The sequence below is a fragment of the Aliivibrio sp. A6 genome (assembly GCF_028765505.1).
GTDB lineage: Bacteria > Pseudomonadota > Gammaproteobacteria > Enterobacterales > Vibrionaceae > Aliivibrio > Aliivibrio finisterrensis_A.
On sequence record NZ_JARACR010000006.1, the window covers coordinates 96,788 to 119,390 of the forward strand.

Consider the following 22,603-nt stretch of genomic DNA (forward strand, 5'->3'; position numbering starts at 1 on the left):
AGTCCATTAGAATGTTAAGTTTAATAAAGCTGGTTTTAGTGATTGAGAATAAGGGAATTCAGCCCAAATTTCACTGATGGTACGTTGTGTACTTGGGATAATCAGATCTGGATTCAGTTCTACCATTGGTAAAATAGCAAAGGCAAACTTAAACAGATCCTCTCGAGGTAATTTGGGATCCGACTCTGAAACCAAATCACCGTACAAAAGAATATCTAGATCTAATGTTCGATCTTGGTTCTTCTTCGCATTGACTTCTCTGCCCCATTTAATTTCAATCGCACGCAATAGAGCGCCAAGTTCACCCAGTGAGTGATTCACCTTTAGCTCAACGACTAAATTGAAAAAATTATGACCAGAAAAACCCACAGGCTCAGCTTCATATACCGTTGACACTTTTGTTACTTCACCAAGTTGATGTAATTCATCAATGGCTATTTTTACATTTTTTTCAGGAGAAATATTGGAGCCAATACCAATATAAGTTGTGATCATTTGCTTCCTCGCTCAATCACAACCCCAACACTGTGTGCATTAACTACAGCGCCAGGCTTAGATAGATGAATGCGAAGCCAAGGCACTGAAAAACGCGTCATAATAAGATCTGCGATCTCCTCTGCAACACGCTCAACTAATAAGAAGCGACCGTTTTGAATATGAGCCGTCACCGCCTCACTCACTTCTGCGTAGTTTAAACAATGTTGAACATCATCAGATGCTGCTGCAGGTTTATTGTCATGAGCCATATCAATATCTAATACAAGCTTTTGTTTAATGCCTTGTTCCCATTCATAAACGCCAATGGTTGTAATAACTTCAAGCTGTTTTATAAATACTAAATCCATCTTTGATCACACTTTTTATTAAGAGGTCGGATACCCATCAAAAGAAAAACAACGTAATATTGATATTACCTTGCTCGATATGTTCAGCAATATACTATAAAAATGGTTTTTGTTCGCTCCTGATCACTTAAATAAAGGCTCATTCATGACCCCTCTTGCACTAATTATGATCATCATCGCCTATCTGCTAGGATCGATCTCTAGTGCGGTTTTAATTTGTCGATTGAAAGGGTTACCTGACCCTAGAAAATACGGTTCTCATAACCCTGGCGCGACCAATGTCTATCGTCTCGGTGGTAAAGGTGCCGCTGGTTTGGTTCTTCTCTGTGATATATTAAAAGGTATGCTACCGGTTTGGGGAGGCTACTTTCTTGAGATTAACCCTCTTCTATTAGGCATCATTGCTATTTCGGCCTGCTTAGGTCACATGTATCCGTTATTTTTTCATTTTAAAGGGGGAAAGGGAGTCGCAACGGCCCTTGGCGCACTTGCTCCAATTGGGTTGGATTTAACAGGAATGTTATTTGGTAGTTGGGTTATTACGATATTAGTCACTGGCTACTCTTCTTTAGCCTCGATGCTTACCGCGTTACTTGCCCCTTTATTCACTTGGTTTGTAAAACCTCAATACACGCTACCTGTTGCTATGCTTTCTTGCTTAATCGTTCTCAAGCATCATGAAAATATACGCCGCTTCTTTGCCGGTGAAGAAAAGAAAATTTGGCAAAGAAAAAGGGACTAATTAGCCCCTTTATATAGATAACGATCTTTTATGATCTAAATGGATCATCTTATTTTTTAATTGGCTCTAACTGATCTATTGGCCAACGAGGTTTAGCTTGAACCGCCAAATCCGTTGTTTCACCATTCTTCAGACGTTGCATACCCGCATAAGCGATCATCGCACCATTATCGGTACAAAATTCAGTTCTAGGGTAGAACACCTCTCCACCAATTTTTTTCATCATCACTTCAAGCTCTTGACGTAAGTATTTATTCGCACTTACACCACCAGCCATTACTAAACGTTTCATGCCCGTTTGTTTTAATGCACGACGACATTTAATTGCTAATGTATCAACAACCGCTTCTTGGAAAGCAAATGCAATATCAGCACGAGTTTGTAAATCATCATCATTCGCACGAATCGTATTCGCAGCAAATGTTTTCAAACCAGAGAAGCTAAAATCCAAACCTGGACGATCTGTCATAGGACGAGGAAACTTAAAGCGTCCTTTTGTGCCGCTCTCAGCCAGTTTTGATAATAACGGTCCGCCAGGGTAATCTAGCCCCATTAATTTAGCTGTTTTATCAAACGCTTCACCAGCAGCATCATCCACAGATTCACCTAAAATTTGATATTCACCAATGCCCTTTACTTCAACCATCATGGTGTGACCACCAGACACAAGCAAAGCAACAAATGGGAATTCCGGTGGTACATCTTCAAGCATTGGTGCAAGTAAATGACCTTCCATGTGGTGAACAGGAATCGCTGGAACATCCCACGCATATGCAATGCTTCGACCAATCGTAGAGCCAACTAATAATGCACCAACAAGCCCAGGACCAGCAGTATATGCAATACCATCGATGTCATCTTTAGTCAGACCTGCATCATTTAATGCCGCTTGAATCAAAGGGATCGTCTTTTTAACATGGTCACGAGAGGCCAATTCAGGTACGACACCACCATAATCTGCGTGCAGTTTTACTTGGCTATACAGTTGATGAGCTAATAGCCCTTTTTCATCATCATAAATCGCAATACCCGTTTCATCACACGAGGTTTCAATGCCTAAAATTCGCATATTTTTCTCAGTTACCTGTTAATTTATCGCCATACTACCTTCATCATTACACGACCTCAAGCGACCTGATCGCTAGAGAAGACAAAATAAACAAAGAAATTACTCAATTCTTAATCAAGAGTACTTTACAAAACGTCTTGATCGGATTAAAATTCGGCACCAATTTGAATAATAGCTGGTTAATTATAACTACCAGCGAATTGACTAACACCTGAGGTGAAAGGCATATGCCAGTAGTTAAAGTACGTGAAAACGAACCGTTCGACGTTGCACTACGTCGTTTCAAACGCTCTTGCGAAAAAGCAGGGGTTCTTTCTGAAGTTCGCCGTCGTGAGCATTACGAAAAACCTACTACAGTACGTAAACGCGCTAAAGCAGCAGCTCAAAAGCGTCACGCTAAGAAGCTGTCTCGCGAAAACGCACGTCGCGTTCGCCTGTACTAATAACTTACCTAAATTTAATTAGGATTAAGTTATGGCTCTAATTGAACAACTCAAAGACGAGCAAAAGTTAGCGATGAAAGCCAAGGATAAATTACGCCTTGGCACTATTCGTTTAGCTTTATCTGAAATAAAACAACGTGAAATCGATGGTCATACAACTTTGTCTGACGATGATATTATCGCTGTTTTAACTAAGATGGTTAAACAACGTCGTGATTCAGTATCGCAGTTCTCTGCCGCTGGTCGTGATGATCTTGCTGAAAAAGAAAGTGCTGAAATTACAGTGCTTGAAGATTTCATGCCACAAGCACTTACCGATGAAGAAGTTGCCGAGTTATTAGACAAAGCAATTGCAGAATCAGGTGCTGAAGGAATGCAAGATATGGGCAAGGTGATGGGCGTGTTAAAACCTCAAATCCAAGGCCGCGCTGACATGGGTAAAGTAAGCCAATTAGTTCGTTCTAAACTGGCTTAATAATACTCTATTTATAAAGCAAGCCGTGCTATCTTTAGATATGCACGGCTTGTTTGTATCTACAGGAAAAGAAAAATGGCTGGACATATCCCTCGCAGTTTTATTGATGAGCTTTTAAATCGACACGACATTGTCGATATTATTGACGCAAGAGTAAAACTGAAAAAACAAGGGAAAAACTACGGCGCATGCTGTCCATTCCATAATGAAAAATCCCCTTCTTTCTCTGTTAGCCAAGAAAAACAATTCTATCACTGCTTCGGTTGTGGTGTTCACGGCAACGCAATTGACTTCCTTATGGAGTTTGACCGCTTAGAGTTTGTTGAAGCCATCGAAGAACTTGCTTCTATGCTGGGTCTTGATGTTCCTCGCGAACAACGCAGTGGATTTAATGCCCCTTCAGGCCCAACAGCCAGTACTGAACAAAAACGTAGCCTCTACGATTTAATGGGCGGTATCAGTCAGTTTTATTGCTCCCAATTAAAATCCGCCGCTAATATTCATGCCATTAATTATCTAAAAGATCGTGGACTTTCTGGTGAAATAGTACAGAAGTTTGGTATCGGCTATATTGCTGATGAATGGGAATTGGTGAAGAAAAACTTCGGCCGAGATAAAGCGTCACAAGATGCTTTAGTCAGTGGTGGGATGTTAATTGAAAGCGATAATGGCCGCCGTTATGACCGCTTCCGTGGTCGAGTTATGTTTCCAATTCGAGATCGCCGAGGTCGCGTAATTGGTTTTGGTGGGCGAGTAATTGGTGAAGGCACTCCCAAATATTTAAATTCACCTGAAACACCTATTTTCCATAAAGGCAAAGAGCTTTATGGTTTATACGAAGCACTGCAAGCTTATAAAGATTTACCACAAGCCCTTGTTGTCGAAGGCTATATGGATGTGGTTGCATTAGCCCAATTTGGGGTGGATTATGCGGTCGCCTCTCTAGGTACTGCAACTACTGGCGATCACATGCAACTTCTTTTCCGTCAAACAAGCACCGTTGTTTGTTGTTATGATGGAGATAGAGCGGGCCGAAAAGCCGCTCGTGGTGCATTAGAAAACGCCTTGGCATACTTAAATGGAAATAAAACCTTAAAAGTTATGTTTTTACCTGAAGGTGAAGACCCTGACTCATATGTAAGAAAATATGGTAAAGAACAATTAGAGATTGAAATGGCACGAGCTCTTTCTCTACCTGATTTTTTATTAAGAGATATTTTAGAAAGAGTTGTTGATAGCAGCAGTCGAGAAGGTAAACGCCACGTTGTGACGCTAGCTGCGCCCTTACTTAATCAAGTTAAAGATCCATCTTTAAAAACTTATCTCTGGGATGAGCTAAGCTTAAAAGTGGGCTGGAGCCATGATCAAATAGATCGCTTTCTATATGAATTAAATAAGTCAGCATCACAACAACAAAATGAACCAAAGCGTTTTGTGCAACCAGAAATAAAACGTACCGCCATGCGTGAAGTTATTACTCTGCTATTACAAAATCCAGAGTTGGCCTTACTGGTGCCAGATCTAGACAGTGTGAAAGATATTCCACTGCCTGGATTAAGTTTATTTCTTCAGCTACTTGAAAATTGTCGACATAACCCCCATATCACCACAGGCCGGTTATTAGAACATTGGCGTAGTGATAAAAATGAAAAACTATTATCACGCTTGGCAGCATGGGAACTCCCAATAGACCAAGATAACATACAAGATGTATTTATGGATTCACTGGACAGCGTTTTAGCCCAGTGCATCAATCAACAAATTGAAAGTTTACAGACGAAAGAAAGAACACTTGGCTTATCAGTCGAAGAAAAAAGGGAGCTGCTAGCCTTAATGCTAGAATTAAAAGCATAGAACCTAAATTGTCGTCATTAATGAAAAAATTTGTTATTATTAGTGGTTTGCATTTCGCATACTAATTCCTTCACACAGACCAGAAGTAGGATACCGTCTATGGATCAAAATCCGCAGTCACAGCTAAAATTACTTGTAATCAAAGGCAAGGAACAAGGCTATCTGACCTACGCAGAAGTTAACGATCACCTACCAGAAGAAATTGTAGATTCTGAGCAGGTTGAAGATATTATCCAAATGATCAATGACATGGGCATCAAAGTGGTAGAAACCGCACCTGATGCTGATGATATGTCATTAAATGATGATGATGCCGTAACTGATGAAGATGCAGCAGAAGCCGCTGCAGCCGCACTATCAAGTGTAGAAAGTGAAATTGGCCGTACAACGGATCCGGTTCGTATGTACATGCGTGAAATGGGTACCGTTGAACTTCTTACTCGTGAAGGCGAAATCGACATCGCCAAGCGTATTGAAGAAGGCATCAATGAAGTTCAGTGCTCTGTTGCTGAATTCCCAGGCGCTATTTCATACCTATTAGAACAATTTGATAAAGTTCAAGCTGAAGAGATTCGTCTTACTGATATCATTTCTGGTTTTGTTGATCCAAATGATGATGGTTCTGCAGCACCAACAGCAACACACATCGGCTCAGAACTGAGTGAATCTGATCTAGACGATGAAGATGATGATGGTGAAGAAACTGAAGACGAAGAAGAAGAAGATGTAGGTATTGACCCAGAGCTTGCTTTGGAGAAATTTACAGAGCTTCGTACTTCTTATCACAATATGCAGCTTGCTTTTGAAGAGCATGGCCGTGATAACGCAAAAGCACGCGAAGCGATTGGCGAGCTTACTGACGTATTCCGTGAATTCAAGCTGATCCCTAAACAATTTGATTACCTAGTAAAAGAAATGCGTGGCAGCATGGATCGTGTTCGTACACAAGAGCGCTTAGTTATGCGTATGTGTGTGGAATACGGCAAAATGCCTAAAAAATCATTCATTTCACTTTTCTCTGGTAACGAATCATCGATTGAATGGTTTGATGAGATCATGGCTTCAGACAAGCCATACGTTGAGCGTTTAAAGCGTTACGAAGAAGACATTCGTCGTTCAATCTCTAAACTCGACAGCATCGAAAAAGAAACAGGTTTACCTGTAGAGAACATCAAAGACATCAGCCGTCGCATGTCTATCGGTGAAGCTAAAGCTCGCCGTGCGAAAAAAGAAATGGTTGAAGCAAACTTACGTCTTGTTATCTCTATTGCTAAGAAATACACGAACCGTGGTCTTCAGTTCCTAGATCTTATCCAAGAGGGTAATATTGGTCTAATGAAGGCAGTAGATAAATTTGAATACCGTCGTGGTTACAAGTTCTCTACTTATGCAACATGGTGGATCCGTCAAGCGATCACTCGTTCAATCGCTGACCAAGCACGTACGATCCGTATTCCAGTTCATATGATCGAAACGATCAATAAGCTGAACCGTATCTCGCGTCAAATGCTACAAGAAATGGGCCGTGAACCATTACCAGAAGAACTTGCAGAGCGCATGCAAATGCCTGAAGACAAGATCCGTAAGGTTCTGAAGATCGCTAAAGAGCCAATTTCAATGGAAACACCAATCGGTGACGATGAAGATTCGCACCTAGGTGATTTCATCGAGGATAACACCCTTGAACTTCCAGTTGATTCTGCAACTTCAACAAGCTTGAAATTTGCAACTAACGACGTTCTTGCAGGCCTAACTCCTCGTGAAGCAAAAGTACTTCGTATGCGTTTTGGTATCGATATGAATACCGACCATACTCTTGAAGAAGTAGGTAAGCAGTTCGATGTAACGCGTGAGCGTATTCGTCAAATCGAAGCTAAGGCATTACGTAAATTACGTCACCCAAGTCGTTCAGAAGTATTACGTAGCTTCTTAGACGAATAATTAAACATAATTATTTGCTAATAGAATCAAAAAGGTGGGCTTAGGCTCACCTTTTTTCGATCTGGATGCATATTTTCAATCAAGTGATTAAAAAGCAGACGCCTTATGTCTAGACACTGTTTTCATCTTCCCCTATAATCACCACCTACAACGGCCCCTTAGCTCAGTGGTTAGAGCGCACGACTCATAATCGTTCGGTCCCCAGTTCAAATCTGGGAGGGGCCACCAAATTAGAAAAGGCTGATAAGTATTTTTACTTATCAGCCTTTTTGCTTTTTTAATTTATCTTCTTTTTCTTGATGATTAATAAATAGCCCACCAAGAGTAAAAATATAGATAATTCTATTGCTGCTCTCATCAACCCTGAAGTACATACGGCTGCAATAATCAATGCAATAACAATCGCTAATAATCCTTTTTTATTCATATACTCCATCCTAGAAATTATTCGAATACTATTATTCAAGATCTCTCGCTCAATGAAAAATAGCAAATAGCACTATCAAAGAACCAATTGCACTATCAATAGCTCACAAAAAAGCATTAATAATTGGGATATTCAATAAAGCTACCTATAATGATTGATAATTACTTTGATCATGGAGCCATCAATGAAACGACTACTTTTACCCCTTCTTATCTCTAGCACCTCTTTCTATGCTCTTGCTAACGATCAACCTAAGGTTAGCGGATTTTATGTTGGGGCAGGTTTCGGAACATTTGGTTATTCAGAAGAGGACTCTTGGAATGACAATAATAATAACCTTCTCTCTGCAGAAGCTGATGGCAACTCAACAAAAATTTATTTAGGCTATCAATTCAATAAAATAGTAGGTATTGAAGGAACGTATACTGACTATGGTACAGCCAAAGCGAAAATGGGTCGTTATTCAATGAAACCAACGTCTATTTCCTTAGCTGCAAACTTAGGATATACCTTTAATAATGGTCTTAGGCCTTTTGGCTTAGTTGGTATGTCGAGTTTAGATTTAAATCAAACTGAAGATCAATTAACCGACGATAACGGAGCGGCCTTTAAGTTTGGATTTGGTGTTGAATACACACCAAAAGCATTAGGCGGCGTTCAAATTCGAGCAGCTTATGAAATGGATATGTATGCGGTTGAATATGAGTCAACGAATGGGTATTACTCAGAGACCAATCTCTATGCCTTAGACTCTTTATATCTTGGTGCTTCTTATAAGTTTTAGTCACAAAATGGAGCATTGGTATCTCAACCTTTGCTCTTATTCTTAATAAACGAATAAAATGTTTTTTCCTCTCTGCTTTTATTTCTTTCTTGATATACACTTCCAGACATTCAATATTAACTAATAACAATAAAGGTTAACTATGTACAATTTAGCCAATAATCTTGAGCGCAACGCCACTTTTCGTCCAAACAATATCGCTTTAATCCTTCAAGATCAGAAAATTACTTATCAAGAATTAAATCAAAAAGTGAACGCCATTGCGGATCATCTAAGTCAGTTAAATATTAAACCAAATGAAAAAATCGCCCTCTCTTGCCCTAATACGCCAGAATTCGTTATTGCCTATTATGCGATTCAAAAAATAGGCGCTGTTGTCGTTCCTTTAAATGTCATGCTAAAAGGTGATGAAGTTGCTTACCATTTAAAAGACTCCGATGCCGTAGCTCTGATTTCATATCAAGGTTCTGACGCAATGCCTATCGGCCAATTTGGTTATGAAGGCTACACAAAAGCCGATTTTTGTGAACACTTTATCCTTATCGAAACCACACCAAACTCTCAAAAACCGACAGCTGCGCACTCTTTTAATCAATGGTTAGAAACAGGCAGAAAAACCTTTGAAACGGTATATCGTTCTGCAGAAGACAGTTGTGTAATTCTATACACATCAGGAACAACCGGTGCAGCAAAAGGGGCGGAATTAAGCCAAAGTAATATGTTATGTAATGCACAGGCTTGCCAAGCATTAACCAACCAAAAGGGCACTGATGTTAGTATTGCTATACTTCCTCTTTTTCATACTTTTGGTCAATCACTGATAATGAACACCTCCATCCTTGCTGGTAGCGCTTTAGTTCTTATTCCTCGCTTTGTACCAAAGACAGTTATTCAACAGATACATGAACATAAGGTGACACACTTAGCAGGTGTTCCAACCATGTTTATCGGTCTATTAGCTTATGCAGAAAAACACCCAGGTGCTTATCTTAAAGAAATAGCACAAACTCTGAAGGTGGCAATCTCAGGTGGCGCCTCTATGCCTGTAGAAATATTGAAACAATTTGAAGAGAAGCTACAAGTACCTGTTATTGAAGGTTACGGTTTATCAGAATCCTCACCTGTTGCTGCATTTAATCATCTAGAGTTTGAACGTAAGCCGGGAAGTATTGGACAACCATTACCTGGTGTAACGATGAAAGTAGTCGATAAAAATGGCCATGAAGTTCCAACAGGCCAAGAAGGTGAATTAGTTATCCGTGGCCATAATGTAATGAAAGGTTATTACAAAAAACCACAAGAAACAGCGAAAACAATCGTAGATGGCTGGCTTCATACCGGTGATATTGTTCGCTTCGATGATGAAGGCTATATCTATGTCGTTGACCGTTTAAAAGAATTAATTATTAGCGGTGGCTACAATATTTACCCAAGAGAAGTAGAAGAAGTATATATGAAGCACCCTTCAGTTCACCTTGTTGCTGTGATTGGTGTTGAGCATCCTCGTTTTGGCGAAGAGGTTAAAGCATTTGTGATTTTAAAAGAGGGTCACTCTATTTCAGAAAAAGAGTTAATCAAGTGGAGTAAAGAACAGCTAGCTGATTATAAATGTCCTAAACATCTTGATATTGTTGAAGCTCTGCCAATGACAGCGACAGGAAAAATCTTAAAAAGAATGCTGAAATAAGCATCACAACTTCGCAAGTATATTCCCATAATAAAAATAAGGTATATACTTGCAAGTATTCATTTCATTACTGGACAAATATTATGTCAAAGAAAACAGATAATGGTATTTGGTTTGCTTATATCGCAAGCCTACTAACTCCAATTACTCTTATGGCTTCAGGTATTGTTGCGATTATTTATGCAGGCTACCAAATGAATAAGGGCACAAATGATGAAGTCATTGATAGCCATTACTACGCGATCATTAAAAGTTTTTTTCTTTTCCTAACATTTTTCGTTGTTCTAGCAGTAACAGCTGCAACAATGAGTGGTATGGCTGCGGGTCTTGATTATTGGGTAGACAGCTCTGTCCTTGATAAAGTTTATGCTGCAATTCCAATTGTTGGTGCAGTAATCTCTGTCCTTGCTATTGGTACTTGGTTCGTTAAGTTAGCTAAAGGTATGCAAAAACTTAAAGCATATCAACCAATTGAAAATCAATAATATAAAGGCGCTTAATGCGCCTTTTTTATTTCGAGTAATAAAATAAATATTTGCCAAAGATCATACTAACTAGAAAGTGATCTTCACGACTTTTGCTGTTAGAATTTGCATCAAAATAGATAGAAACTTACGAAAAAGACATGTTCGAAATTATGTCGAGTAATGTAAATTTGTTTTTAATATTGTGATTAAAGTACAAATTGTTTACCTGAATCAATAATCCATTACTCTTTTCGAGCTAAAATACAGGTAATTATTGAATTTCAATGCTTAGCTATCGTGTTTTATGAAGAACAAACTGTTGTAATTTTTCAACACTTCAAACATTGGCTGAGCATTACTGCGTTTATCATTTTAAATATACTCATCTGGAGAGATTTCTCACATGAAAAAGACCAAAATCGTTTGTACGATCGGCCCAAAAACTGAATCTGTTGAAAAACTAACTGAACTAGCAAATGCTGGCATGAACGTTATGCGCCTAAACTTCTCACACGGCGACTTCGCAGAACACGGCCAACGTATTGATAACGTACGTCAAGTAATGAAAAACACTGGCAAGCAACTTGCTATTCTTCTTGATACTAAAGGTCCTGAGATCCGTACAATCAAACTAGAAAACGGCGACGATGTTGCTCTAGTTGCAGGTCAAGACTTCACATTCACAACAGATACTTCTGTTGTTGGTAACAAAGACGTTGTTGCTGTTACTTACCCAGGCTTTGCTAAAGATCTTGAAGTTGGTAACACTATCCTTGTTGATGACGGTCTAATCGAAATGGAAGTTGTTGCGACAACTGAAACTGAAGTTAAATGTAAAGTTCTTAACAACGGTGACCTAGGCGAAAACAAAGGTGTTAACCTTCCTGGTGTTTCTGTTCAACTTCCTGCTCTTTCTGAAAAAGATAAAGCTGACCTTAAATTTGGTTGTGAGCAAGGTGTTGATTTCGTTGCTGCTTCTTTCATCCGTAAAGAAGAAGACGTTAAAGAAATCCGTGAACTTCTTGTTGCTAATGGCGGCGAGAACATTCAAATCATCTCTAAGATCGAAAACCAAGAAGGTGTTGATAACTTCGATTCAATCCTAGAAGCTTCTGACGGTATCATGGTTGCTCGTGGCGATCTTGGTGTTGAAATCCCAGTTGAAGAAGTAATCTTCGCTCAGAAGATGATGATCGAAAAATGTAACCGTGCACGTAAAGTTGTAATCACTGCAACTCAAATGCTTGATTCTATGATCAAAAACCCACGTCCAACACGCGCAGAAGCGGGTGATGTTGCTAACGCAATCATGGATGGTACAGATGCAGTAATGCTTTCTGGTGAATCAGCTAAAGGGAAATACCCTGTTGAAGCGGTAACTATCATGGCTCAAATCTGTGCTCGTACAGATTCAGCACTAAAAGCAGAGCTAGGCTCTCGTCTAGACAGCCCACGTCTACGTATTACTGAAGCTGTGTGTAAAGGTGCAGTAGATACAGCAGAGAAACTAAACGCTCCTGTTATCGTTGTTGCTACTGAAGCTGGTAAATCAGCTCGCTCAATCCGTAAATACTTCCCAACAGCTAAAATCATCGCTGTAACAACTAATACTAAGACTGCTGCACAGCTTTGTCTTTCTAAAGGTATTACACCAATGGTTGTTGATTCTATCGACAGCACTGATGCATTCTACCTACGCGGTAAAGAACTAGCTCTTGAGTCTGGTATCGGCGCGAAAGGCGACATCGTTGTTATGGTTTCTGGTGCTCTAGTTCCATCAGGCACAACAAACACAGCATCTGTACACGTACTATAATTCATAAACGAGTATAGCTAATTAATAAAAAAGAGGGCTTAGCCCTCTTTTTTTATGGCATGTTCACCATCCAAAAAACTCTTTGTTATGAGTAGCGATTAATACCACCATTAATAAAAAATAAATCGCACTCAACTTAAAACCTAAAACAGCCAAACTTCCTACAGTAAGCCTTACTAAAAAGTCAGTAAACATAGAAACCTCACATCATTTTCAGTCCTCTTCCATCACCCTACTAGCAGAATAATGTTCTCTATTAGACTTGTGTATCTTGTAGCCATAAGTATAGACAAGGTTAGACTTTAGTCTAATAACCATTATCCAGACAAAATAAAACCCTCACAAGGAAGGCTTTATAGTTAAGATTAAAAAGTAACAAATAATAAACAGATTATACTTTTAACGCCTTATCTCCGCGAGCAATACCAACAACCCCACTTCGAGCGACTTCTACCACATCAGTTACTTCTGATACCGCAGAAATAAATGCATCAAGTTTCTCTGACGTTCCAGCAAGCTGAATGGTATATAGAGAACTGGTTACATCAACAATCTGTCCACGAAAAATATCTGCTGTACGTTTCACTTCTGCTCTTGCAAAACCACTCGCTTTCACTTTAACCAATAATAACTCTCGCTCAACATGTTCAGTTTCCGTCACTTCTTGAACTTTAATTACATCAATTAATTTATGTAATTGTTTCTGGATCTGCTCAAGTTCCATGGCATCACTTGCCGTCGTAATATTTAAGCGAGAAAGCGTTGGATCTTCTGTTGGTGATACGGTTAACGATTCAATGTTATAACCACGCTGAGAAAATAAGCCTACTACGCGCGATAAAGAACCTGATTCATTCTCTAATAATAGTGAAATTATATGTCTCATTAGGTTCTCTCCGTTTTGCTTAGCCACATTTTATCCATTGCTTCACCTTTGATCTGCATAGGATAAACATGCTCTGTTTCATCTACATTTATATCAACAAACACCAGACGTTCTGTTAATGACAGCGCCTTCTCTAATCCAGATTCAAGCTCATCAGGATGGTTGATTCGAATACCAACATGACCATAAGCTTCTGCAATCGCAGCAAAATCAGGTACTGATGTCATGTAAGAATTAGAGTGACGACCTTGATAGATAATATCTTGCCATTGCTTAACCATACCTAAGAAACGGTTATTTAAGTTGATAATTTTAACTGGAATATCGTATTGCAATGCTGTTGATAGCTCTTGAATGTTCATCTGAATACTGCCATCACCAGTGACACACACAACCACTTCATCAGGATGAGTAAACTTCACACCTAATGCGGCTGGTAAGCCAAATCCCATGGTGCCAAGGCCACCAGAGTTAATCCAACGACGTGGTTTATTAAATGGGTAATATAACGCAGCAAACATTTGGTGCTGACCAACATCAGACGCGACATAAGCATCACCATTCGTTAGTCGATGTAAGGTTTCAATCACTTGTTGAGGCTTAATACGGTCAGGTGAGGTTTCGTAAGATAAGCATTTTTTATCTTGCCATACTGAAATTTCTTTCCACCATTGTTCTAAAGCTGCCTCATCATTACTTCCACCTTGCTCAACAAGTAATTTAAGCATCGACTCTAAAACGACCTCTGCCGAGCCAACAATAGGTACATCAACTCGAACATTTTTAGAAATAGATGAAGGATCGATATCAATATGCATGATAGTGGCGTCAGGACAATATTTTTCTAAATTATTGGTTGTTCTATCATCAAAGCGCACCCCAACACCAAAGATTAAATCAGCGTTATGCATCGCCATATTCGCTTCATAGGTACCGTGCATACCTAGCATACCTAATGCATTTTTATGTGTGCCAGGAAAAGCACCCAAGCCCATAAGCGTACTGACTACAGGTAAATTAAGTGATTCTGCTAATTTAATAACGTGTTGTTCTGCTGATGAGATAACAGCACCACCACCAATATACAGCACTGGTTTTTTTGCAGCTAAAAGGGTTTTAAGGCCTTTTTTAACCTGACCTTTATGCCCTGTTGTCGTTGGATTATAAGATCGCAATGACATCGACGTCGGATATTGATAAGGGAATTTAAACGCAGGGCTCATGACATCTTTTGGGATATCAATAACAACAGGTCCAGGACGGCCTGTTGAAGCAATATAAAATGCTTTTTTTATAATTTCAGGAATGTCTTCGGCTTTTCTAACTAAAAAGCTATGTTTAACTATCGGACGAGAAACACCTACCATGTCACACTCTTGAAAAGCATCAGTTCCAATCATGCTGTTTGGTACGTTTCCAGAAAGCACAATCATCGGAATAGAATCCATATAGGCGGTTGCGATTCCTGTAATCGTATTGGTTGCTCCAGGGCCTGAACAAACAAGAACCACACCCGGTTTACCAGTTGCTCGAGCAAATCCATCAGCCATGTGCGTAGCGGCTTGCTCATGTCTTACCAACACATGCTGAATATCCTCAGATTTCATGTGTAGTGCATCATAAATGTCTAGCACTGAACCACCAGGGTACCCAAAAATGTGCTCAACACCTTCATCAATCAGAGACTGTACGATCATCTCTGCGCCAGATAACATTTCCATATTTATCTCCAGACATTTAAACCCTCAACTTATACGAAATGAATTATCGATAAGTTCATGGTTTACATAGTTAGGGCTTATTTTTAGCCTAAACCGATATTAATTAAATTAAAATCCTATGTAGATAACGGTTATTGATAACAAAAGCCACCATCACGAAACAACTTTAACCTTTTATTAGCACGTTGGTCTAGAGGTGTTTTATTAAAATCATCGATATATTTAAGGTTGAAAACTAAGGCTCTGATTTTATATAAAATAAAATAGATGAAATGGTATTTTTTTTATATAAAAAAACCAGCCTATATAAGACTGGTTTCTTTTATTATTCAGAAGGATAAAGATTAGTTATGATTTATCTTTCCTTCCTTTTTGATCTTTTTTCTCATCGTACATTTCTTCAATCTCGTCTTGATAACGCTCATTGATCACTTTACGACGTAGTTTTTGAGTTGGCGTCAGTTCGCCTTTATCCATCGAAAATTCTTTAGACAACAAAGTAAACTTTTTCACTTGTTCAAAACGAGCTAATTCTTTTTGTAAATTTGCTACGCGTTTTTCAAGCATCTCTACGATTTCACTGTGTTTTATTAGTTCCATACGGTCATGGTAAGCAATATTTAGCTCTTTCGCGTACTCTTCTAGAGCGTCATAGCAAGGAACAATAAGTGCAGATACAAATTTACGAGTGTCGGCAATAACGGCAATTTGTTCAATGAAGTGATCTTTGCCTATCGCACCTTCAATCACTTGTGGTGCAATATATTTACCACCAGACGTTTTCATTAACTCTTTAATTCTGTCAGTGATATATAAGTTACCTTCTGCGTCAAACTCACCTGCATCACCGGTTTTTAAGAAGCCATCTTCAGTAAAGTTACTTTCTGTCTCTTCAGGTTTATTGTAATACCCCTTCATGACCATTGGGCCACGAACAAGAATTTCACTGCTCTCACCAATTTTAACTTCGGCACCAGGCATTAATGTTCCGATAGAATCCGGATGAAATTTACCATCTTCCCAGCATGAGATCGTTGCTGTGGTTTCTGTCATGCCGTAACCTAATTTTACATTTACGCCAAGTGCATGGAAGAAACGCCCAATTGTCGCATCTAATTTTGCACCACCACATGGCATAAAGTTAATCTTACCGCCTAAAATCATGCGTAGCTTTGACAATACTAGTTTATCTGCAATCTTATGTGATTGTTTAAGTAGCCATGATGGTTCACGCTGTTCTTGCTGGCACGCTGACATTTTCGCGCCCATGTTTACAGCCCAAGTGAACATCACTTTGCGATGAGCGGGTGCACGAGATACTTTTTCATGAACCGTTGAGAAAATCTTTTCATAAAAACGAGGAACAGCACACATGACTGTTGGTTTGACTTCTATCAACGCTTCTTTGATTAAGTTTGTATTTGGTAGGTAGCAATTTGTTGCGCCTTTATAAAGCACATAGAACGTCCATGCACGCTCAAACACATGAGATAAAGGTAAAAAACACAGTGACACATCTTTTTCTGTTAATGCTAAATTTGTGTTATGCGCCTCTAGCTGTGAACCGACATTAATATAATCTAACATCACGCCTTTTGGCTCACCGGTTGTACCTGAGGTATAAATCAATGTCAGTAAGTCATCCATTTCAGCGCTATCTAGACGAGCTTGAAGCTCCTCTTTATGTATATCATCAGCTTTAGAAACAAAATCATTCCACGAGATACCCGCTTGATGATCATTTAAATCAATATCATCACTCAATGCTACAATATGAGTCAATTGAGGGCATTGCTCAAAAATAACCACGGCGGCATTATATTGAGCTTGTTCACCAACAAATAAAATACGAATATCAGCGTCATTTATAATGTAAGCCGCTTGAGTTGGTGTATTTGTTGGGTAAATAGGTACAGGTACAGAACGCAATTGCATCGTTGCAAAGTCGGCAACCGTCCAACGAGGCATGTTATTTGAAAATATCCCTACCTTTTCTTGTACTTTCAATCCATGAGCTAATAGGGCTAATGATAATGTATCCATTTGCTCACCAAATTGCCCCCAAGTAATATCACTCCACGCTTCGCACTCAGTATCAATTAAAATACTGCACTTACGTTCACGCAATGCGGTAGTATTTGGCTTATTAGCAATATGTTGGCGGATCTCTTTTACAATATGTGGGTTTTGGATAGTCATCTCGAATTCACCTTTAGGCTTACACTTGTAAGCTATAATCTGCACAAAGTGTACAATTGGTGGCAAAAAAGGCAACTGTTTCTCTGTATAAAATGTAAGTATTGTTGTGTGAAACCCATTTCACGAGTGTGCTATTAACAATTTAATTATTTAAAAGCTACATTTTATTTATATCGTATGAGCACCGACAAAAAAGGCAGTGTAAATACACTGCCTAAAACACTTATACTATTTCTAATACCGTAAACTAAAACATCATTCCTTTACTTGATGCTACGACTTCTTCACCACAAATAAGCATTAGTTGGTCACGCATCCAAATATGCCCTTTGTCCTTTTGGTATGAATCGTGCCAGCTTAAGTAACCACTGATACTTTTTGATTCTAATGGTAAGTCAAGAATCGATAACTGAGCACGATTTGGCATTGAGTTTACTAGCCATCGTGGTGCTACGGTAATCAACTCTGATTGAGAAACTACATAAAGAATATTGCTGATACTGGCCCCTTTATAAGCTTGCTCATAAATTGGGTCCATGTAAATATGATCGGCAAAACCTTTGGTATTCTCAAGACGAGCTGGCACGGCATGTTTCTCACTCGCCAACTGATCTTTTGTTATGCTTCCTTGAATTCGAGGATGATTTACAGAGGTTACAACCACAAGTTCATCAGTAAATAACTCGGTACTCATGTATCCCGGCTGATCAAAGCGCACATAATCAATAACGAAATCGACTTCTTGGTAACGTAATTTTTGAGCGATATCAGATTCATGCTCACCAGATAGCTTAAGGTTTATATGGGGCGCTTTTTGTTGAATATCTCGCATAAGACGCGGAGCAAAACGAATGTCCGATGGACTGCAAATAGAGAGTTTAAATTGTCTTGCTGATGTTTCAGGAGAGAATGTAGAGCTTGGCAATTCATTTTTGACTAATTGTAATGCCTGGCGCATTGGAGCAAATAGTTGGCGAGCTCGTTGTGTCGGTTGTATGCCTCTTCCATGACGAATAAATAATTCATCATTAAACATAACTTTTAATCGAGAAACCGCATTGCTTACTGCTGGTTGTGACATTCCTAAATTGTGAGCCGCACGTGTAATATTTTGCTCTTGCATCACAGCATCAAATACAGTTAATAGATTTAAATCGACACTTCGCAGCACCTGTTCTGAACTGACACTATTTCCTGCTATATCTCCAAGCATTGGGGTAATTTTGGGCGTATTCATTATGGTTCTCTCAATCGGCAGTGAATCAATTAATTCAAAAAAATTAATATCTAAAGAATGAGTGGCTACGCTTATTATTGTTATGTTTCGAACTATTTATCGTATATATGTTAGCCAACTCAGGGCCATCATCACTGAATAGATTTACAAAATCCATAGCATGCAAAATATTTTAATTTTAATTTATGCTTAATTTAACTTAATTGCAGCTAAGCCCCTATAAAACAAGGACCTGATAAAAAATATAAAATAACCTAAAAACGTGTTAAATCCGTTTGTTCTTACAATGAGTACAAAAAAGCCATGTTATATAACATGGCTCAAATAATAAGACGGTTATTTAAGGTATTAAAAAAGCGCAGAGATACGATTTAAATCTGACTGAATAGCTCCGGCTGTTACCTCTCTTCCTGCCCCAGGACCTCGGATAACTAATGGGTTATCTTTATACCATTTACTTTCAATAGCAAAGATATTATCGCAAGGTAATAAATTTGCTAAAGCATGATATTCAGACAAGGCTTCAATGCCTACTGTCGCACTGCCATCTTTATTTAAACGAGCAACATAACGTAATACTTTCTGTTCTTTTTTGGCTTTCTCTAAGCGTTCGAGCAACTCTATATTAATGAGCTCTCCTTTTGATAAGAAATCGTCTAAGCTGACATCTTTTAATTCAGTAGGCACTAAAGATTCGACTTTAACTTGAGTCGGTTCAATTTTTAACCTAGCCTCTCGAGCTAAAATAACTAGCTTTCTCATGACATCAGAACCATCTAAATCGTTTCTTGGATCTGGTTCAGTCAATCCTTGTTGCCATGCGAGATCAACTAACTCTGTAAACGGTACATCACCATTATACTGCTGAAATAACCAAGATAAGGTGCCTGAAAAAATACCGGATAACGCAAGGATCTCATCACCACTTTCTCGTAAATCTCTTACTGTGTGATTAATCGGAAGGCCTGCACCAACGGTTGCATTATATAGCCAATGACGACCTGTTTTAGCAAATGCATCAATCACAGCTTGATATTCATCGCTTGGTGCTGAGCCTGCGACTTTATTAGCAGAAATAAGATGAATACCTTGCTCTGCAATTTTTGTATATTGCTGTGATAGCTCGGCACTTGCTGTGACATCTAATACCACCACATCATCGTAACCCTGTATTGCACCAAGCTGTTCTATCCAAGAAAATTCTTGATAAGCAATTGCTTCATCATCAAAGCGTTTCGTTATCGCAGCGCTCTCTAATCCATCAAAATCCAGCCAATGGCGGTGACGGTCAATTACGCCAACAAGAGAAAACTGCATCCCATGACGCTTTTCAAGATTACGTTTTTGTTGAGTAAACAGAGATAACCATTGAGATCCAATGTTGCCATGCCCACATAAAACCAGTGCAACCCGCTTCTGAGCCTGAAATAAATGCGTATGAATGCCATTGATCACAGGCGTAGTATCTAGCGTGCGTAATATCGCCACCAAACTTAACCCAGATTCTGATTCGCACACAAACTCAAGTGGACAGTTTTTTAGCTGATGATAGAAACCATGGCTATGAATAGCATTGCTTGTCACGCCAGCCCCAACGGCAGCGATCATCGAATAGCCTTCTTTAAGTTTAATCTCAGCATGAACAGCAGAGCTCTGTAATACATCTAATGCTTCATTGACGACTTCAGAGGTATAAGCAAGTAATAATGTAAATTGATCCGCTTGTGCTTCTAAAGCCAAAGGCTGAAGCTGAGAGCGAGTAAGAAGGGAAAGGACCTCTTGTTTTGCACGTTCAAAATCTTGCCCTCGACCAAAGCCTAATTGAATTAAGTACACTTCTTCAAGTGACGTAACAATTTTAGCTCCACGCCCTGAAGCTAATACTCGCTCAATTCTAGTCGAACCAGATTCTGGTTGATAACTGCAGCGTAAACTTAAATCAAGCGCACTCTGAGCAACAGGTTGCAATGTTCGACTGTGCAATACAGGAGCAGCTAACCGAGCTAACTCACTCGCTTCATCTAAACGAAGTAATGGCAATAAACACGCATCGTCGACTTTACGAGGATCGGCACTAAATACCCCAGCGACATCGCTCCAAATGGTAACGCGAGAAACTTCAGCTAATGCGCCTATGACGGTTGCTGAATAGTCTGAACCATTACGACCAAGCAGAACGGTTTCTCCTTTTTGATCGCGAGCCATAAACCCGGTTATCACAATACGCCCATGAGGATGCTGAGCAATTTGCTCTTTGAATAATGGCCAAGAATGTGTGCGATCAACCTCTGGCTGAGCAGCTCGCTCTGCGCGTAAAAAAGTACGAGAATCAAGCGGAGTAGCGTGTAGATCAATTTGATTTAAATAAGCAGCAAGTAATCTTGAAGACCATACTTCACCATGACCAAGTACATCCGCTTGCTGAACTTCTGTCAAAGGAGCATATAATTGACCAATAGCGACCAACTCCTTATGCAGCTCCTCAAGCAATGGCTCTGCATTTTCAACGGTCAATAATTCAGAGACTAAACCTTGTTGGTATTGTCGTAAGGATCCCAATACTTCATGCGCAAGGCGACCATCTTTTGATAGTGCCTCAAACCATTCTAAAATTCGGTTCGTTGTATTACCCGCAGCAGAGACAACCACTAAATCATGATCATGAGAATATTCTTTTAATATGGTAGCTACACGACGGTAACACTCCGGATCAGCAAGGCTACTACCACCAAATTTATGTAACTGGCGCGTGACGACTCCTGTCATTATTTCACTCCTGCTGCTACAAGGAAGGCTTGTTTAAGATCGGCAATCAGATCTCGGCTGTCTTCTAATCCAACGGAAATACGTAATAGTGTTGGAGCCAATCCGGCTTCTGCTTGCGCTTCATCAGACATCGCTCTATGGGTCATGGTACCCGGATGGGCAATGAGACTTTCTACTCCACCAAGTGATTCAGCTAAAGAGAAATATTTAAGCTCTTTTACAAACACCTTTAATTGCTCTAATGACCCATTTAGCTCAAAGCTTAACATTGCACCAAACCCTGCTTGTTGGCGTTTAGCAATATCATGGCCCGGATGCTCAGGTAAGCTTGGGTGATAAATTGTGCCTACTAATGCTTCTTCTTGAAGACACTTAAGCACCTCCATTGCATTCTCTTCATGCACTCGCATACGCGCACCTAAGGTACGAATACCACGTAAGGTTAAGTAGCTATCAAATGCAGTGCCTGTTGCACCAATGCAATTTCCCCACCATGCGAGATCATCTGCGTGCGCTTGTGTTTTTGCGATTAATACGCCACCAACAACATCAGAATGACCATTAATGTATTTAGTTGTCGAGTGAAGGACAAAGTCAGCACCAAGCGTTAAAGGTTGCTGTAAGACAGGAGAAAGGAAAGTGTTATCAACAGCAACTAAAGCACCTACTTTTGCGGCTTTTTGACAAATTTCAGCAATATCTACCACTCGAACTAATGGATTAGAAGGGGTCTCTAATAAAATAAGTTTAGGCTTTTTAGCAATGGCGGCATCTAAAGCCTTAGTATCCGATTGATCAACAAATAAGGTTTGGAAGTCACCTTTATTAGCGCGAGTGTTAAATAAGCGATACGTTCCGCCATAACAGTCATGAGGGGCAACAATAAGATCATCAGGACCAAGCAGAGCTGAAACCATTAGATTAAGCGCTGAAGTACCGCAGTTTGTCACAACCGCACCAGCACCACACTCTAAATCAGATAAGGTGGTCTCTAGTTGTGTTCGAGTTGGGTTTCCTGAGCGAGCATAATCGTACTTTGGTACATCACCAAATTCAGGGAAGCTGTAGTTAGTTGATAAGTAGATAGGAGGCACAACCGCATTATGTTGTGAATCGCTTTCAATGCCAGTACGAACTGCAATAGTTGCCGGTTTTCTCTCGCTCATAATTTCCCTTCCAAACTGCTAAGCAGTGGTATAATCTAATCCATAAGTTATATTCTTCTACTTTACCACCACAAAATG

The 22,603-nt window shown here is 39.5% G+C and carries 19 protein-coding genes and 1 tRNA gene; 10 read left to right on the top strand and 10 right to left on the bottom strand.

Going from position 1 to position 22,603, the window contains the following annotated elements; all coding sequences use genetic code 11:
• Window positions 1–6: 6 nt before the first annotated feature.
• Together folK and folB are read right to left on the bottom strand one after the other, a co-directional pair.
• Complete coding sequence (folK, locus tag PVK70_RS05785) at window positions 7–495, bottom strand: 2-amino-4-hydroxy-6-hydroxymethyldihydropteridine diphosphokinase (protein ID WP_130043929.1); 489 nt, start codon at window positions 493–495, stop codon at window positions 7–9.
• Window positions 492–845 (bottom strand): bifunctional dihydroneopterin aldolase/7,8-dihydroneopterin epimerase, encoded by a 354-nt coding sequence (folB, locus tag PVK70_RS05790; protein WP_130047156.1) that lies wholly within the window; start codon window positions 843–845, stop codon window positions 492–494. The genes folK and folB overlap by 4 nt, the downstream gene beginning before the upstream one ends.
• A 145-nt stretch (window positions 846–990) precedes the next feature.
• Here folB and plsY point away from each other — a divergent pair, with 145 nt between their 5' ends.
• Entirely contained in the window at window positions 991–1,587 is a 597-nt protein-coding gene (gene plsY, locus PVK70_RS05795; protein ID WP_130043927.1) for a glycerol-3-phosphate 1-O-acyltransferase PlsY, read from the top strand.
• 49 nt (window positions 1,588–1,636) lie between these two features.
• Here plsY and tsaD read toward each other — a convergent pair whose 3' ends face one another.
• Window positions 1,637–2,656 (bottom strand): tRNA (adenosine(37)-N6)-threonylcarbamoyltransferase complex transferase subunit TsaD, encoded by a 1,020-nt coding sequence (gene tsaD / locus PVK70_RS05800; RefSeq protein WP_130047157.1) that lies wholly within the window; start codon window positions 2,654–2,656, stop codon window positions 1,637–1,639.
• A gap of 227 nt (window positions 2,657–2,883) precedes the next feature.
• On the opposite strand from tsaD, the gene rpsU reads away from it, so the two are divergent.
• From rpsU to PVK70_RS05825, 5 genes are all read left to right on the top strand, one after another.
• Window positions 2,884–3,099 carry a 30S ribosomal protein S21 gene (rpsU, locus tag PVK70_RS05805; protein WP_130043925.1) on the top strand — a complete coding sequence of 72 codons (216 nt, stop codon included), beginning with the start codon at window positions 2,884–2,886 and terminating at the stop codon, window positions 3,097–3,099.
• A 31-nt stretch (window positions 3,100–3,130) separates the two neighbouring features.
• Window positions 3,131–3,574: a GatB/YqeY domain-containing protein gene (locus PVK70_RS05810; protein ID WP_130047158.1), complete on the top strand. Its 444-nt coding sequence runs from the start codon at window positions 3,131–3,133 to the stop codon at window positions 3,572–3,574.
• A gap of 75 nt (window positions 3,575–3,649) precedes the next feature.
• The gene (gene dnaG, locus PVK70_RS05815) at window positions 3,650–5,428 is read left to right on the top strand and encodes a DNA primase (protein ID WP_130047159.1); all 1,779 of its coding nucleotides are present in this window, start codon (window positions 3,650–3,652) and stop codon (window positions 5,426–5,428) included.
• 99 nt (window positions 5,429–5,527) lie between these two features.
• On the top strand, window positions 5,528–7,369 hold the full coding sequence (gene rpoD, locus PVK70_RS05820) for an RNA polymerase sigma factor RpoD (protein WP_242504742.1): 1,842 nt from the start codon (window positions 5,528–5,530) through the stop codon (window positions 7,367–7,369).
• Between the two features lie 152 nt (window positions 7,370–7,521).
• Window positions 7,522–7,597 (top strand) — tRNA-Ile (locus PVK70_RS05825).
• A gap of 49 nt (window positions 7,598–7,646) precedes the next feature.
• Here the strand turns inward: PVK70_RS05825 and PVK70_RS05830 are convergent.
• Complete coding sequence (locus PVK70_RS05830; RefSeq protein ID WP_130047160.1) at window positions 7,647–7,796, bottom strand: hypothetical protein; 150 nt, start codon at window positions 7,794–7,796, stop codon at window positions 7,647–7,649.
• A 184-nt stretch (window positions 7,797–7,980) separates the two neighbouring features.
• Here PVK70_RS05830 and PVK70_RS05835 point away from each other — a divergent pair, with 184 nt between their 5' ends.
• The 4 genes from PVK70_RS05835 to pykF all read left to right on the top strand — a co-directional run bounded on the left by PVK70_RS05835 (window position 7,981) and on the right by pykF (window position 12,550).
• On the top strand, window positions 7,981–8,580 hold the full coding sequence (locus PVK70_RS05835; RefSeq protein WP_130047161.1) for a porin family protein: 600 nt from the start codon (window positions 7,981–7,983) through the stop codon (window positions 8,578–8,580).
• A 142-nt stretch (window positions 8,581–8,722) separates the two neighbouring features.
• Window positions 8,723–10,267, top strand: a complete 1,545-nt coding sequence (locus tag PVK70_RS05840; RefSeq protein ID WP_130047162.1) for a long-chain-fatty-acid--CoA ligase — start codon at window positions 8,723–8,725, stop codon at window positions 10,265–10,267.
• A gap of 83 nt (window positions 10,268–10,350) precedes the next feature.
• Entirely contained in the window at window positions 10,351–10,752 is a 402-nt protein-coding gene (locus PVK70_RS05845) for a hypothetical protein (RefSeq protein ID WP_130047163.1), read from the top strand.
• Between the two features lie 385 nt (window positions 10,753–11,137).
• Window positions 11,138–12,550, top strand: a complete 1,413-nt coding sequence (gene pykF / locus PVK70_RS05850) for a pyruvate kinase PykF (protein WP_130043919.1) — start codon at window positions 11,138–11,140, stop codon at window positions 12,548–12,550.
• Between the two features lie 391 nt (window positions 12,551–12,941).
• Here pykF and ilvN read toward each other — a convergent pair whose 3' ends face one another.
• The 6 genes from ilvN to PVK70_RS05880 all read right to left on the bottom strand — a co-directional run bounded on the left by ilvN (window position 12,942) and on the right by PVK70_RS05880 (window position 22,525).
• On the bottom strand, window positions 12,942–13,436 hold the full coding sequence (gene ilvN, locus PVK70_RS05855; protein ID WP_130047165.1) for an acetolactate synthase small subunit: 495 nt from the start codon (window positions 13,434–13,436) through the stop codon (window positions 12,942–12,944).
• Window positions 13,436–15,157, bottom strand: coding sequence for an acetolactate synthase 3 large subunit (locus tag PVK70_RS05860; RefSeq protein WP_130047166.1), 1,722 nt, complete (start codon window positions 15,155–15,157; stop codon window positions 13,436–13,438). The genes ilvN and PVK70_RS05860 overlap by 1 nt, the downstream gene beginning before the upstream one ends.
• A gap of 348 nt (window positions 15,158–15,505) precedes the next feature.
• Entirely contained in the window at window positions 15,506–17,356 is a 1,851-nt protein-coding gene (locus PVK70_RS05865; protein ID WP_130047167.1) for an AMP-dependent synthetase/ligase, read from the bottom strand.
• A 247-nt stretch (window positions 17,357–17,603) separates the two neighbouring features.
• On the bottom strand, window positions 17,604–18,593 hold the full coding sequence (leuO, locus tag PVK70_RS05870; RefSeq protein WP_130047168.1) for a transcriptional regulator LeuO: 990 nt from the start codon (window positions 18,591–18,593) through the stop codon (window positions 17,604–17,606).
• Between the two features lie 348 nt (window positions 18,594–18,941).
• The gene (locus PVK70_RS05875) at window positions 18,942–21,359 is read right to left on the bottom strand and encodes a bifunctional aspartate kinase/homoserine dehydrogenase II (protein ID WP_130047169.1); all 2,418 of its coding nucleotides are present in this window, start codon (window positions 21,357–21,359) and stop codon (window positions 18,942–18,944) included.
• On the bottom strand, window positions 21,359–22,525 hold the full coding sequence (locus PVK70_RS05880; protein ID WP_130043910.1) for an O-succinylhomoserine (thiol)-lyase: 1,167 nt from the start codon (window positions 22,523–22,525) through the stop codon (window positions 21,359–21,361). Before PVK70_RS05880 ends, PVK70_RS05875 begins: the two co-directional genes overlap by 1 nt.
• Window positions 22,526–22,603 lie beyond the last annotated feature (78 nt).